Source organism: Epilithonimonas hispanica (genome assembly GCF_003385395.1).
GTDB classification, from domain to species: Bacteria; Bacteroidota; Bacteroidia; order Flavobacteriales; family Weeksellaceae; genus Epilithonimonas; species Epilithonimonas hispanica.
In genome coordinates, this window is sequence record NZ_QNUG01000004.1 from 64,501 (window position 1) to 79,881 (window position 15,381).

Sequence of the window (15,381 nt, forward strand, 5' to 3'; positions counted from 1 at the left end):
GGTTAACAAAGAGGTAAAACCCATCAAAGTTAACTTACGCAAATGAAAACCCTTTCAGAGTTTGAAACTCTGAAAGGGTTATTAAAATAAAAACGCGGTAAAAAATTACCGCTTAATATTTATTTTCTTTTGTTTCTAGCTTGCTCCTGAGCTTTCTGTTGCTCTTGTGCTTTCTCCATCATCTCTCTCATTCTCTTTTGGAATTTACCTTCTTTCTTAGGTTCCTTCTGTTTGTTAGCCTGAATCTGAGCGTGGATTTTTTTCTCATCAAGGATGAAATATTTAATCACCAAGATAATCACAATGTTAATCGCATTGGATACAAAATAGTACCAAGATAGACCGGATGCAGAACTATTCAAGAAGAATAAGAACGTGATTGGGAAGATGTACATCAGGACTTTCATATTCGGCATTCCTTCTTGTTGAGGCTGCTGAATGTTACCTGAAGTCATAATTGTATAAATCAAAATCACAATCGTACACGCAATCGCAAATACACTCAGGTGATTTCCTAACAACGGAATGTTGGTTCCCCAACTGATAATGTCGTCATAAGCTGTCAAATCCGGCACGAACCAGAAGCTTTTCCCTCTAAGCTCCAACATATTCGGGAAGAAACGGAAGAGCGCATAGAACAAAGGAATCTGAACCAACGCCGGTAAACAACCCGCCATTTGATTCACGCCGGCCTTTCGATAAACCGCCATTGTTTCCTGTTGCTTCTTCATTGGGTCAGCGTCTTTGAATTTGGCATTAACCTCATCAATCTCAGGACGAATTACCTTCATCATTGCACTTAGCTTGTGCTGTTTGAACATTACCGGAGACAAAATTAATTTAACGATAATCGTCATCCAGAAAATAGCCCAACCTGCTGCAATTCCCCAACTAGAAAGCAAATCATACAACGGCATAAATACATATCTGTTCAATGAACCGATGAATGACCAGCCTAGTGGAATAATCTCGTCAAAGTTTTTGTCAAATGATTTCAACAAATCCATATCCAATGGCATAAAATACCAAGTGAAGTCTTGATTCAACTCGTTTCCAGCCAAATTAACCTGTCCGTCATAATTGAATTTCTTCAAAAACTCACCTTCCGGAATAGCTTCCTGGTTTCCTTTTGATTTTGTGAATCCATTTTTAGCTTCGATAACCGCTGCGAAGAACTGTTGTTTTACACCAATCCAGTTCAGCGTTTCGTCCGGCTCATCCATATCAGAACGAGCGTCGTAATCGTAGTCTTTATAATTGTTGAATGCATAAGAAAACTCGGTGTGAGTTTCTTCCTGCGAACGTCCTTTTTCAGCACCTCTTACATTGTAATTCCAAACGAAATTAGCTTTACCGTCATTCACGATGCTAGCCAAACCTTGTGTTTTAACTTGGAAATCTAATGCATATTTTGGCTTCAATGTATAAATGAATTGAATAACAGCATTCCCTACTTTTGAACTTAATGTTACAACATTTCCTGCAACTTGTGGCGCAAAAACCAAATCTTTAGTATTGAAAACCTTACCTGATTTATCTTTGAACTCAAATCCGTAATTAGAATTATTGTTATTAAAAAGATAAAGTGGTTTATCTCCGTAAGCTTTGAATTTGTTCAATTTAACAGAACTCAATTGCCCACCAACGCTAGAGAATTCCAAAGCTAACTCATCATTCTGAAGATTAACTTTCTGAACAGAAGTAGATGTTACTGTTGCAGCGTTCAGATTGGTTGCTGCGACTTTTGCTTTTGCAGTCTGCTCTGTTTTTTTGGCATCTAGAGCCAATTGTTCTTGTTCAGCTTTGGCGTTTTTGTTTTGGAAATAAAACATAAAACCGATAAGAATCATAGAAAAAATACCGAAGCTAATCAGTTGTTTTTTATCTAATCCGTTGTTTTGTTGCATTATAGAAAAAAATTTAAAGTTTAAAGTCTGAAGTTTGAAGTTGATAGTAAATGTCAAATTTCAAATTTCAAATCTTCTATTTCGGTCTGCAAAAATAGGATTTATTTTTCAGATTCCGTTATAAAGACGAATGGCTCAAGGAAATACTTTACTCTGATGTATTAATGTAAAAAGTAAAATGTACAATGTATTTTTCCTTATTCTGAATTATACACTGTACATTATGTTAATACTTTTTATTTATTCTTCACCGCAGCGCTTACAAACGCTTTGAATAAAGGATGCGGTGTTGCAACCGTACTCTTATATTCCGGATGATATTGAACGCCTACATAGAAAGGATGGTCTTTCAGTTCTAACGTTTCGACCAAGCCTGTTTCCGGATTAAGTCCTGTTGGAACAAGACCTTTATCTTCGAAGTCTTTTTTGTAATCGCTATTGAATTCATATCTGTGACGATGACGTTCCGAAATGGTTTTTGCACCGTAGATTTCAGCCAATTTTGAACCTTGCTTCAAAGCACATTTCCAAGCACCAAGACGCATTGTTCCGCCCTTTTCCACCACATTTTTCTGTTCTTCCATTAGAGATATTACCGGATCTGGCGTAGAAGTATCGAATTCCATACTGTTGGCTTTAGCTAATCCTAATACATTTCTGGCAAATTCTATCGTCATAATCTGCATCCCCAGACAAATTCCTAACAATGGAACTTTGTTCTCTCTTGCATACTTCGCAGCTTGAATTTTACCTTCGATTCCTCTATCGCCAAAACCTGGAGCGACAAGGATTCCGTCAACGCCTTTCAAGAGTTTTTCTGCACCTTCAGTTTCGATATCGCCACTGTAAACCCATCTTACATTCACTTCTGTTTCCAAATCTGCTCCTGCGTGGATGAATGCTTCTGCAATGGATTTATAAGAATCCTGAAGCGAGACATATTTCCCAACCAAAGCGATTTCTACACTTTTTTTCGGGTTTTTATATTTTTTAAGGAATGATTTCCAGTCTTTCAGGTTTGAATCTTTTCCAACAGGTAGATTAAATCTTTTAAGAACAACCTCATCGAATTTTTGTCTTTGTAAATCTAATGGAACCTCGTAAATAGTTGGCATATCGATACATTCGATAACACTTTCGATACCTACGTTACAGAACTGAGCTAATTTTGCTTTCTGCTCTTTCGGAATGTGATGCTCGGTTCTGCAAACCAAAACATCTGCTTGAATCCCACTTTCCATCAATTGACGAACAGAATGCTGAGAAGGTTTTGTCTTCAGTTCTCCACTGGAAGCCAAATAAGGCAACAATGTCAAATGGATGACCATAGAATTATTTTTACCTAATTCCCATTGCAACTGACGAACACTTTCTATATAAGGAAGCGACTCGATATCACCAACTGTTCCTCCGATTTCTGTGATAATGATATCATAGTCTTTTTTGGAAAGCATTTTGATTCTGCGTTTGATTTCGTTGGTAATGTGAGGAATCACCTGAACAGTTTTTCCAAGAAAATCTCCTTTACGCTCCTTTTCAATAACGGTTTGGTAGATTTTTCCGGTTGTAACGTTGTTGTTTTGTGAAGTTGGAGAATCCAAGAATCTCTCGTAATGTCCAAGGTCTAGATCTGTTTCTGCGCCGTCTTCGGTCACATAACATTCGCCGTGTTCATAAGGATTAAGCGTTCCTGGATCGATGTTGATATAAGGGTCAAGTTTTTGGATGGTAACTTTGAAACCGCGAGATTTCAGTAGAAGTCCCAAAGAAGCTGAGACGATTCCTTTACCCAGTGACGATGTCACACCTCCTGTCACAAAGATGTATTTCGTTTCTTTTTTACTCATTAGATTAGGTTTGTGCAAAGTTAAAGCATCTAGACCTAAAAAACAATTTTAGTTCGTAACTTTACAAGTTAATAAAACATAAAATCGCGACTTAAAAAATGAAGAATATATTTGACCAAAACGACACCTCTCATTTCATCAAGAGAATCAATGCACTCACGGAAGATTCTTTCCCGAAATGGGGCGTAATGTCCGTTGATAAAATGCTGGCTCACTGTAATGTGACTTATGAACTCATCTACGAACAGGAAAAACATAAGAAACCAAATCGTCTCACAAAATGGGTTCTGAAACAATTTGTAAAACCAAAAGTCGTAAACGAAGTTCCTTACAAACATAACTCTCCAACTTCCGCAATGTTTGTGATAACAGACAACAAAATCTTTGAAGAAGAGAGAAAAAGAATCATAGGATTTATCCAAAAAACACAACAATTAGGAGCAGAAGCTTTTGATGGAAAAGAGAGTTTCAACTTCGGAAAACTCACTGCAACCGAATGGAACAATATGATGTCCAAACATCTCGACCATCATTTGACACAATTTGGAGTTTAATTTTTAGGGCAACTTATCCGCCTTCCGCTCCCAATCTTTTTTGTCGACGATTTCGGTTTAAATAGAACTCGAAATCCACGCAAAAAAGGATTTCCGCTCAAGCCGGGCTGCGAGTGATTCAATGTTTAAAAATTATGATTATGAAAAACGTAATTTTTCTTTTAGTCTTTATTTTCGGATTTACAATTTTCAACGCACAAGAAGTTGAGAAATTAATCAAAAATAACAACGAGTTTTTCACTGGAAAAATTGATAATTCAACCAATCTGAAAGTTCTTTTCGAAACTATCTCTACAGAAAATCAAGAAAAAGACACTTACAAAGTTTTTGGTTTCTCGGATGTAGAAGGAACAAAAGCTTACTTCGAAGGAACTATAATTTTGGATGCAGAAAAAACTCAAAACTCAAAAGACCAATCCAAAATCTACGATTTGAAACTGTCGGAAAAAGGAAACGGAAAACACAACGGCATCTTTTCCGGAGAATTAACACTCAAAAAATCAGCAGACAAAAACCAATTGAAATTCGAAGGAACTTGGACCAATTATGGAAACACATTGAGTTTTCCTTTCTATTTCAACAACTAATTAAATAATAAAGACACTTCGACAAGCCTAGTTCGACATCTATAGCAGTAAGTTTTGTCAGGCTGAGGCTCTCGAAGCCTTTCAATAATAAAAAATCTAAAAATGAAACTTTTCACACCAATAACATTCAGAAATATAGAACTGAAAAACCGAATCGTAATGTCGCCAATGTGTATGTATTCTGCAGAAGACGGCGTTGCGAATGATTTCCATTTTGTTCATTACGGAAGTCGCGCTCAGGGTGGCGCAGGACTTATTATCGTAGAAGCAACAGGCGTTGAACCACGCGGAAGAATCACTAACAAATGCCTTGGAATCTGGAATGATGAACAAGCTTCGGCGTTGAAAAAAATCGTTGATTTTGTTCATCAGAATTCGGAAAGTAAAATCGGAATTCAGTTGGCACACGCAGGAAGAAAAGGTTCTGTCTCTGCTGAAACCAACCGACAAATGAGTTTGGAAGAAGGCTGGGAAACTATTGCTCCAAGTCCAATTCCATTTCATCATTCAGAAAGAATTCCTCACGAATTATCTGTTGAAGAAATCAAAAATTTGGTGGAAGATTTCCGAAAAGCAGCGAAAAGAGCTGTAGATTCTGGTTTTGATGTTTTGGAAATTCACGGTGCGCACGGTTATTTGATTCATCAGTTTTTATCACCATTATCAAACATCAGAACCGATGAATATGGTGGAAATCCACAAAACAGAGCAAGATTCTTAATGGAAATTGTGGATGCAGTTAATTCTGAAATTACAGAAAATCAAGCGCTTTTCGTAAGAATCTCTGGAACCGAGTATGCAGAAAACGGTTGGGAAATATCTGACAGTGTTGAACTTTCAAAAGCTTTAAAAGCTAAAAATGTAGATTTGATTGATGTTTCCAGTGGTGGAAATATCAACGGTGTTACAATTCCTTTGAGACCAAGTTATCAGGTTCCTTTAGCAGAAGATGTTAAGAAAATTTCAGAAATTGAAACTGGAGCAGTTGGATTAATCACTTCTGCAGAACAAGCAGAAGAAATTTTAGAAAACGGACAAGCAGATTTGATTTTCTTGGCTAGAGAAATTTTGAGAAATCCTTATTTCGCAGTTCAATCTTCTTGGAAAAATGGCGATGATTGTTTTTATCCGCATCAATATTTGAGAGCAAAACCTGTAAAGTAATTTATCAATTGGGTAATGAAATTATTATTATTAATCAATTGATTCCACTTGGTCTGCACCACAATATGACCTCGCCAGTTCCGGAATCGATTTTAATCAAAATTATCCTGTCGCAACCCTATCGAATTTAGAAAAAATTGAGCAATCAAAATCTAAAGAAACCGAAAAAACCTTCTGGCAAACCCCTTTGTTTATGTGGATTTGTATTGTTTTAGCGGTAGCAATTATTGGTTATTTTGCAGTTGGATTGGTTAAGGATATGAATAAGGAAAACTAGATTAAAAAATCTAGGCGGAAATTCTTCTATCTTAATTTTATCAAGATTTGGATAACGTTTCGTTATTAAAGATGTTGGTTTTTATCTAACATTTGTTGTTAGTTTTTATTTAATTATTTTTAATAAGATTATTATTCGGATTAACGCTAGGAGTGAAACAAAATTTTTGCAAAAATCAAAATAAACAATATCGTGGATAACACTCAATTAATAACAATACTTACAATTGGGCTACCATTAATTGGTGCAGGCGTCGGATATCTTATTAAATCTCAACTTGAGAAAAAGAAAGAGCTCAATAACGAATTAAGTAAACAAAGAAGAGAAATTTATCAAAATTTTGTAAACTTAATAATAGATATTTTTGCTAATACTAAATTTAAAAAAAATTCATCGGATCAGAATTTGAAACAATTATACGAATTCTACAAAAAGTATGTTTTATTTGCTTCTCCAAATGTTATTAAAGCTTTTTCTGATTATTTTCAACATTTATATGACCAAGATAAAAAGGAAGATTTAAAGTTACACTTGAGCTTAATCACAAAAATTATGTTTGAAATGAGAAAAGACATAGGCTTAGAAAATAAAGGTCTTGGTGAAAATGGTGAAATGCTTATGAGAGCATTAATTACTGATTTTGACAAAATTTATAAAAAATAGATTTGTCACTTGACGTCATCCAAGATTATATAATTATTTTCCTTAACCACGATTTAAGTATAGAAAATTCACATTAGTAAGTTACGATAAAAAAGACTTAACTTCAAATCTGCACTACAAAAAAACCTTTCCAAAATCGGAAAGGTTTTTCTTTATCTAATACTGAAACTTCCTAAAAGCTTCCAGCGTTTTATCAATCTCTGTATCGCCAATCGCAGACGAAATAAACCAAGTCTCATAGCCACTTGGCGGAAGATAAATCCCTTGTTCCAAAACCTGATGAAACAGGTTGTTGAACAAACCAATATTGGAATTATTCACTTCATTAAAATTACTCGCAGAAGTCACATCAAAGAAAATCGACATCATACTTCCCTTTCTGTTAATTCTGTGTCGGATTCCTTTTTCATTCAGAATTTTCCCGATTTCAAAATCCAAAGTTTCGGTTGTCTTATCTAATTTTTTATAGAAATCAACATCTTCTTTTATTAACTGTAAAGTTTTTAGTCCGGCTCTCATTGCAAGAGGATTTCCACTCAAAGTTCCGGCTTGATAAACGCGTCCTCTTGGAGAAAGCCAGTTCATAATTTCGTTTCTTCCTGCAAAAGCACCAACCGGCAATCCGCCACCAATGACTTTTCCATAAGTTACTAAATCCGCTTTCACGCCCAAAGCTTCCTGCGCGCCACCAAAAGCCAAACGGAAACCTGTCATTACCTCATCAAAAATCAATAATGCGCCGTTCTCATCACAAATTCTTCTAAGGTTTTGAAGGAATTGATTTTCCGGCAAAATACAACCCATATTTCCGGCAATCGGTTCTACGATAATCGCCGCTATTTGCTCAGGATTGTTTCTGAAAAGTTCTTCAACTTGTTCGATATTATTGTATTCGGCAAGTAATGTATCTTTCGCCGTTCCTTGAGTAACGCCCGGAGAATTGGGACTTCCAAAAGTTGCCATTCCACTTCCCGCCTGAATCAAAAACGAATCCGAATGTCCGTGATAACAACCTTCGAACTTGATGATTTTTTCTCTTTCAGTATAACCTCTAGCCAAACGAATCGCGCTCATACAAGCTTCAGTTCCGGAAGAAACCATTCTGATTTGGTCAACATTAGGAACATTTTCTACAATGAATTTTGCAATCTCAGTTTCCAATTCTGTCGGTGCTCCAAACGAAAATCCTTTCTCAGCTTGTAATTTCAAAGCTTCTAAAACTTCAGGATGTGTATGACCTAGAATTGCCGGTCCCCAAGAATTGATATAATCGATGTAAGATCTGTCATCCTCATCTGTAAGGTAAGCACCTTTTGCAGATTTCATAAAAATCGGAACACCTCCAACAGATTTGAAAGCACGAACCGGAGAATTAACACCGCCCGGAATATATTTGTACGCTTCTTCAAAAAGCGCTGAACTTCTTTGGTATAACATTATTGTTGATTGTTGTTTATTACTTTGTACATAATATATTGTACAATTACCTTGGTTTCTTGCTTTGCAGATAAATCAATTGTCCGGCTTTTGGTTCTTGTCCGGCTTCCATCCTGTTTTTAGAATAGAGCTTTTTCAATTTGATTCCGAATTTCTGAGCAATATCGTGCATTGTTTCGCCAATTCCTGCTTTGTAAGTTGCCGTATTTCCAGATGAATTTTTACCTTCTAGAAAAATAATATCATTCTTTTCAAGTTTAGAATTTTCTAGTTCATTATACTTGATCAAACGTTTTTCACTGATTCCGAATTTTTTAGAAATATCAGAAACATTAGCATCCACAGGCATTATAAAAAACTTCAAATCACCATTGGGATGGTTTTTAACCAAGATATTTTTCAAAAGAGCAACCTTAGTTTTAGAATCTATAATATCAGAAACCTCAGACTTTTTTTTCGCATAAGAGCCTTGTGAATAAGGTACTTTTACAGTTGGCGGAGTAACTTTATCATTTTGTTTTTCCTGCCCCAATTGAGCCATAAAAACAGCATCATTATTAAGACTTGGATACAATTTCAGAATCGCATAATAAACCTCATCTTTGGTCGTATTATCAAATTCATAAAGTTTATACTTTTCAATTTTGCTTATCAAGATATGTGCGTACTTGGGATTGGTCGCATATCCAGCTTTTTTAAGTCCGTGTGCCCAAGCTTTATAATCTTTTGGATCTAGGTCAAACAATTTGGTATAATACTTTCTAGTCGCCAAAAAAATCGAGTGATCCTCGTAAGATTGCTTCGGGTCTTCATACACTCGGAAACACTCGTTGGGAGCATCATCTGTGTGGCTCATTGTTTTTCCCGTCCAATCTTCCTTACATTTGATTCCAAAATGATTTTTCCCCAATTGTGCCAATCGACTTTGTCCGCCTCCTGTTTCCAAAAGTCCTTGAGCCAAAGTGATACTCGCTGGAATTTTATATTTCTCCATTTCTTCCACCGCATAAGGTGCAAATTTTTGGACATATTGGTCTTCTGTTTTCCAAGTTTGCGCTTTCACAAATCCCAGAACACACAACAAACCAATTCCAAATAATTTTCTCATTTTCAATATTTTAAAATATTTATCTTCTAATTTTTCAGGAGCTTAATCCCGCTATCCGCTATATCTTTTCCTTTTTTTGCAAAAAAGAAAAAGGATGCCGCTACTATCGGGGCTATGGGTTTCCACATCAATTCACTTTTTGTCAAAAAATCGAATTTTCAAAATGAATTAACGGTCTATTTTTACTTTTCAAAAACTGATTAGCTCCTTTGATTCCCTGTAATCCGCCCGTATGAAATGTCAGAATCTTTGAACCTTTCGGAAAGAAATCTTTCTTTGCCAATTCAAAAACCTTCTGCATCATCTTTCCTGTATAAATTGGGTCAAGCGGAATCTCATATTCTTCATAAAACCAATTTATAAAACGAATATTCTCATCCGATATTTTCCCATATCTGTTTTCATCCGCATCAATCAATTCAAAATTGCTTCTACTACTCCATTCCGAAATTGATTTTTGCAAAGAATCATCCTTCACAACCTTGATTCCGACAACTTTCTGATTCTCTTCTGCAAACTTCGAAATTCCTGCAATTGTTCCTCCGGTTCCAACTGCGGTGCAAAGATAGTCAAAATCTTTGGTGTCATTTCCCAACATATATTGGACACCTTCAACCGCCATTTCATTACTTCCACCTTCGGGAATAATAAGTGCGTTTGGATATTTTTCGGAAAATTGTTTGGTTAATTTTCCTTTATTCTGATAATCTTCTCTGGAAACAAAAAAGAATTGCATTCCGTTTTCGGATGCTTCGGAAAGTGTTGGATTTTCTTGCCAATTATTTTCTAACTCCTTTCCTCTGATAATTCCAATCGTTGGAATATCAAATTGTTTTCCAAATGCAGAAACCGACGCAACATGATTAGAAAAAGCGCCACCAAAAGAAATTAGCAAAGGATTTTCAGGTTTCGATTCCAGATATTGATTGACATTAAAGAAGAGTTTCCAGAATTTGTTTCCAGAAATTTTTGGATGAATAAGGTCTTCTCTTTTGATAAAAATCTTAACATCAAAATCAATTTTGATTTCGACAATTGGGATTTTATATTCCGGAATTTGAAGCATTTTCAAAATTACTTAAGTTTTGTTTAGAACGAAAATTTATAGGATTTTTTCTCTGTAGATTTAGCCAATTTTATTTAGAATAAAAATTTTAAGCTGGAAAACTTGATTGGGATTACAAATACCTTAGCCCCGATAGTAGCGGCATCCTTTTTTGTTATTGCGATTATTGAATAGTTCAAAAGATTGCTTCACTTCATTCGCAATGACAAAAAAGATATAGCGGATAGCGGGAAATAGCTCCTAATTGAAAATTTAAAAAAGTTGCTATTCGACAGAGTCAATAAGCTCCTAAAAATTCTACAAACAAAAAATCCACCAAAAATGGTGGATTTTGTAAGATATAATTTTAAAAAATTATTTTGTTCTCTCGATGATTTTTTTAACTGCTTTTACTACAGCTTCTGCATCAATTTGATATTTTTTCATCAATTCTGCAGGTGTTCCAGACTCTCCGAAAGTATCGTGTACAGCTACAAACTCCTGAGGTGTTGGTCTTCTTCTTGCCAAAACTCCAGCAACAGATTCTCCTAATCCACCAAGATAATTATGTTCCTCAGCCGTTACAATCTTACCTGTTTTTTCTACAGATTTCAAGATTATCTCTTCATCCAAAGGTTTGATTGTATGAATATTGATAATTTCTACTGAAATCCCTTCTTTTTCCAATTCGTCAGCAGCTAACAAAGATTCCCAAACCAAATGTCCGGTTGCAACAATCGTAACATCAGTCCCTTCTTGTAAAAGAATACCTTTTCCAATCTCGAAAGGCATATCTTCCGGAATGAAAACTGGAACCACAGGACGTCCAAATCTCAAGTAAACTGGACCTTCGTGAGCAGCAGCAGCTAATGTTGCAGCTTTTGTCTGGTTATAATCGCAAGGGTTGATAACCGTCATTCCCGGTAACATTTTCATCATTCCGATATCTTCCAAAACTTGGTGCGTCGCTCCATCTTCACCCAAAGTTACCCCAGCGTGAGAAGCTGCAATTTTCACATTCTTTCCAGAATACGCCACAGACTGACGAATCTGATCATAAACTCTAGATGTTGCAAAGTTGGCAAATGTTCCTGCAAAAGGAATCTTTCCATTGATTGTAAGACCTGCTGCTAACCCAATCATATTAGCCTCCGCAATACCTGTTTGGAAAAATCTTTCCGGTGCTTTTTCTATAAACTTCTCCATTTTAAGAGAACCAATAAGGTCAGCACAAAGTGCAACTACATTTGGATTTGTATCAGCTAGTTCTGCCAATCCTGCTCCAAAACCGGAACGTGTATCTTTTTTTTCTGTGTATGTATATTTCATTTTGATCTTAATTAAAACGGATTAATAATCAGCTGGTGCTTCTAAATACAATTGTTTGAAAGCTGTTTCCAACTGCTCATCATTAGGTGCTTTCCCATGCCAAGCATGACTGCCAACCATAAAGTCAACTCCACTTCCCATCTCTGTATGAAGAAGAATCGCAACAGGTTTTCCATTGCCTGTTTCTGATTTCGCTTTATTTAGAATTGCAATAACTGCTTCCAAATCGTTTCCGTTTTTCTCTTCAAGAACCAACCATCCGAACGCTTCTAATTTAGCTCTCAAATCTCCTAAAGACAAAACATCGTCTGTATCTCCATCAATTTGTCTTCCGTTATAATCTATCGTAGAAATGATATTATCAACTTTTTTTGCTGCTGCATACATCAATGCTTCCCAGTTTTGCCCTTCTTGCAACTCGCCGTCCCCGTGAAGTGTATAAACTAGAGAGTTATCTCCGTCTAATTTTTTACCCTGAGCAGCACCTAAAGCAACCGACAAACCTTGACCTAATGAACCAGAAGCTACTCTGATTCCTGGTAAACCTTCGTGCGTTGTTGGGTGACCTTGTAATCTTGAATTCAATTTTCTAAAAGTTGCCAATTCTGCAACCGGAAAGAAATCGAATCTTGCTAATGTACTATAAAATACCGGTGAAATATGCCCGTTTGAAAGGAAAAACAAATCTTCGTTCTTACCTTCCATTGTAAAAGGTAATTTGTAATTCATGATTTCCCCGTAAAGTGCTACGAAATATTCTGTACAACCAAGAGATCCACCTGGGTGGCCGCTGTTTACCGCGTGAACCATTCTAAGAATGTCTCTTCTAATCTGTGTTGAAAGGCTTTTCAGCTCTTCTATTGATTTGCTCATTATTTAAGATTTACTTTATTGCGAAAATACAATTTTTTTACGATGTCTAAAAATGAGATTGCCTTATATTCTCAAACAAAAAAACTCCGATTAAAAATCGAAGTTTTGTACAATTTATGTGAGGTTGATTTTAGTTTAAATAGAAATTATAACCAACAACAACTGCTCCTGTTGTCTCTGTAATATCTCTATCATAAAAGCCATCGTAATCATATTTGCTAGAAACACTTTGGTATCCTAGATATAGCTCACCTGTTGGCATATTATAAAAGAATTTTGGAAAGGCATATAAACCTCCGTTGATATTATCGGTAGTTGAGATGGCATATCCCAAATCCAATCCTACACCAATTGGCGCTTGTGGAAAGGAATATTTTCCTGAAACGGCTACAGGAATAAATCCAAAATCGTCTCCTTTATAAGACCGACCTTGATAATCGTAGCTTTTCGCAATGTAATGAGAATATCCTGTTGCAACCCCTAAATCAAAGCCTTTAGCAATATTCCATCTATACGCAGCATCAAGTCCTAATGTAAAAGAAGAGTTATCTGTTGTTGGTACACCGATGTGGGCACCTAATTTAAAACCTTCTTGGGCATTTGTAAACCCAAAAACCGCAATAGCTGCAGCTAAAAAAATCTTTTTCATAGTTTCAAAAATTTAAATTTTTCAAACTATCCTTACCAAGATTTATACCAAAACAAGATTTTATTTTTTCTCAACATTATTATAGGCCATAATAATTTTCTTCACAACAGGATGCCTTACCACATCTTCTTCTGAAAGATGCACAAATCCAATCTCCTCGACATCTTTTAAAATCGTCATAGATTCTTTAAGTCCGGATTGTTGATTTTTAGGCAAATCTACTTGGCTCGGATCACCTGTAATGATGAATTTAGCATTCATCCCCATTCTGGTAAGAAACATTTTCATTTGAGAATGGGTAGTGTTTTGCGCTTCGTCCAAGATTACGAAAGCTTCATCCAAAGTTCTACCTCTCATAAAAGCCAAAGGCGCAACTTCTATGATTCTTTTTTCCATATAACCTTCCAACTTCTCGTGCGGTATCATATCGCGCAAAGCGTCGTAAAGAGGTTGCATATAAGGATCTAGTTTTTCTTTCAAATCTCCCGGAAGAAAACCTAGACTTTCACCTGCTTCTACCGCTGGTCTTGTTAAAATGATTCTTTTAACTTCTTTATCTCGCAAAGCTCTTACTGCAAGAGCAACACTAGTGTATGTTTTCCCCGTTCCAGCTGGACCGATAGCAAAAACCATATCTTTTTTCTCAGATGCCTTTACTAGTTTTTTAAGATTGGTAGTTTTAGCCTTAATAACCTTTCCGTTGACGCCTTTTACTATAATATCTTGATCAAATACCAGATGTTTTTCAGATTCATCTTTGAGTTTAAGAAGAGATTCCAATTGTTTTATCTCAAGAGAATTGTGCTTGGAAATATAATCTGAAATATCATCCAATTTTTTCTTCAACAAGTCCAAGGTTTCCCTATTCCCCATTGCGAAAACAAAGTTATCTCTACCTGTAATCTTAAGTGTTGGGAAGCTGGATTTTATTAGATTGAAATTTTGATTTTGAACACCATAAAACGTTTTGTTGTCAACGCCTTCAAGTTCATAATTGATTTCGAACATAGATTATAATAGTGGTTAGTCTAACAAATATATGAATAGATTTGATATGATATTCGTCTTTAAAAATTGAATTATATTAAATTTGCAACAAATATTATAAAATGTCGGTTATTACTCTTACTTCAGATTATGGACTTGTAGATCATCGCGTCGCAAGTATCAAAGGTAAAATCCTAAGCTGGAGCGAGGAGGTAAAAGTAGTTGACATTACTCATAACATATCGGCTTACAATCTTTTACAGACAGCTTACATCGTACGCAATGCTTACAAGTTTTTCCCAGAAGGCAGCATTCATATCATTGCTGTTGATAGTTTTTATCATAAATCCAGAAAGAATATTATTGCAAAAATAGATGGACATTATTTTATTTCCGCTGATAACGGAATCACAAATCTGATTTTTTTTGATATAAAGCCAGAAGCTATCTATGAAATAACACTTAATAATCGTTTTGATGATAAAGTCAATTTCCCTGCAACCGATATATTTGTACCAGCTGCAATGCACATCTACAAAGGAGGTTTACCAGAAGTGATTGGAAGAAAAATCAAAACAATAAAAGATATCTCTTTTCCAAATGCAATCTATAATGAAGGTGAAAAAATGATTATTGGAGAAGTAATGTACATTGACAACTTTGGAAATGTTGTATCTAATATCAGTCGCAAGTTTTTTGAAAAATACGCTTCAATTTATCAAAAATTCACCGTTAAATTCAGGAATATCGTGACATCCAAAATATTAGACCAATATACAGATGTTGTGACTGATTGGAATAGAGAACAAGAGTTTCACGGAAAATCGTCTGTGATCTTCAACGATACCGATTTGCTGGAAATCACCATTTACAAAGGTAGCGTTTTGAACGGCGCTTCTACACTTTTCGGGATGAGCACAGGTGAAAAAATCTATGTAGAATTTGAATAAAAAA

14 protein-coding genes are annotated in these 15,381 nt (G+C 35.6%); 5 read left to right on the forward strand and 9 right to left on the reverse strand.

Going from position 1 to position 15,381, the window contains the following annotated elements:
• Window positions 1-119 precede the first annotated feature (119 nt).
• Window positions 120-1,907 (reverse strand): membrane protein insertase YidC, encoded by a 1,788-nt coding sequence (yidC, locus tag DRF58_RS02505; RefSeq protein ID WP_116032444.1) that lies wholly within the window; start codon window positions 1,905-1,907, stop codon window positions 120-122.
• A 236-nt stretch (window positions 1,908-2,143) separates the two neighbouring features.
• A complete protein-coding gene (locus tag DRF58_RS02510; protein WP_116032447.1) occupies window positions 2,144-3,754 on the reverse strand; it encodes a CTP synthase in 1,611 nt (536 codons plus the stop codon).
• Window positions 3,755-3,852: 98 nt separating this feature from the next.
• Between DRF58_RS02510 and DRF58_RS02515 the strand changes: the two genes are divergently transcribed.
• From DRF58_RS02515 to DRF58_RS02530, 4 genes are all read left to right on the forward strand, one after another.
• On the forward strand, window positions 3,853-4,308 hold the full coding sequence (locus DRF58_RS02515; RefSeq protein ID WP_116032448.1) for a DUF1569 domain-containing protein: 456 nt from the start codon (window positions 3,853-3,855) through the stop codon (window positions 4,306-4,308).
• A gap of 140 nt (window positions 4,309-4,448) precedes the next feature.
• On the forward strand, window positions 4,449-4,895 hold the full coding sequence (locus tag DRF58_RS02520; RefSeq protein WP_123902348.1) for a hypothetical protein: 447 nt from the start codon (window positions 4,449-4,451) through the stop codon (window positions 4,893-4,895).
• A 102-nt stretch (window positions 4,896-4,997) separates the two neighbouring features.
• A complete protein-coding gene (namA, locus tag DRF58_RS02525; protein ID WP_116032454.1) occupies window positions 4,998-6,059 on the forward strand; it encodes an NADPH dehydrogenase NamA in 1,062 nt (353 codons plus the stop codon).
• Between the two features lie 469 nt (window positions 6,060-6,528).
• Window positions 6,529-6,999 carry a hypothetical protein gene (locus DRF58_RS02530; protein WP_116032456.1) on the forward strand — a complete coding sequence of 157 codons (471 nt, stop codon included), beginning with the start codon at window positions 6,529-6,531 and terminating at the stop codon, window positions 6,997-6,999.
• A 156-nt stretch (window positions 7,000-7,155) separates the two neighbouring features.
• On the opposite strand, the gene hemL is transcribed toward DRF58_RS02530, so the two are convergent.
• The 7 genes from hemL to DRF58_RS02565 all read right to left on the reverse strand — a co-directional run bounded on the left by hemL (window position 7,156) and on the right by DRF58_RS02565 (window position 14,448).
• Entirely contained in the window at window positions 7,156-8,436 is a 1,281-nt protein-coding gene (gene hemL / locus DRF58_RS02535) for a glutamate-1-semialdehyde 2,1-aminomutase (RefSeq protein WP_116032459.1), read from the reverse strand.
• 46 nt (window positions 8,437-8,482) lie between these two features.
• The gene (locus tag DRF58_RS02540) at window positions 8,483-9,544 is read right to left on the reverse strand and encodes a glucosaminidase domain-containing protein (protein ID WP_116032462.1); all 1,062 of its coding nucleotides are present in this window, start codon (window positions 9,542-9,544) and stop codon (window positions 8,483-8,485) included.
• Window positions 9,545-9,686: 142 nt separating this feature from the next.
• Window positions 9,687-10,610: a 1-aminocyclopropane-1-carboxylate deaminase/D-cysteine desulfhydrase gene (locus DRF58_RS02545; RefSeq protein WP_116032464.1), complete on the reverse strand. Its 924-nt coding sequence runs from the start codon at window positions 10,608-10,610 to the stop codon at window positions 9,687-9,689.
• Between the two features lie 354 nt (window positions 10,611-10,964).
• Window positions 10,965-11,918: a transketolase family protein gene (locus DRF58_RS02550; RefSeq protein ID WP_116032467.1), complete on the reverse strand. Its 954-nt coding sequence runs from the start codon at window positions 11,916-11,918 to the stop codon at window positions 10,965-10,967.
• A 21-nt stretch (window positions 11,919-11,939) separates the two neighbouring features.
• Window positions 11,940-12,791: a transketolase gene (locus tag DRF58_RS02555; RefSeq protein WP_116032469.1), complete on the reverse strand. Its 852-nt coding sequence runs from the start codon at window positions 12,789-12,791 to the stop codon at window positions 11,940-11,942.
• A gap of 130 nt (window positions 12,792-12,921) precedes the next feature.
• The gene (locus DRF58_RS02560; protein WP_116032472.1) at window positions 12,922-13,440 is read right to left on the reverse strand and encodes a hypothetical protein; all 519 of its coding nucleotides are present in this window, start codon (window positions 13,438-13,440) and stop codon (window positions 12,922-12,924) included.
• A gap of 60 nt (window positions 13,441-13,500) precedes the next feature.
• Window positions 13,501-14,448, reverse strand: a complete 948-nt coding sequence (locus DRF58_RS02565; RefSeq protein WP_116032474.1) for a PhoH family protein — start codon at window positions 14,446-14,448, stop codon at window positions 13,501-13,503.
• A 101-nt stretch (window positions 14,449-14,549) separates the two neighbouring features.
• Between DRF58_RS02565 and DRF58_RS02570 the strand changes: the two genes are divergently transcribed.
• Window positions 14,550-15,377 carry an SAM hydrolase/SAM-dependent halogenase family protein gene (locus DRF58_RS02570; RefSeq protein ID WP_116032476.1) on the forward strand — a complete coding sequence of 276 codons (828 nt, stop codon included), beginning with the start codon at window positions 14,550-14,552 and terminating at the stop codon, window positions 15,375-15,377.
• Window positions 15,378-15,381: the final 4 nt, after the last annotated feature.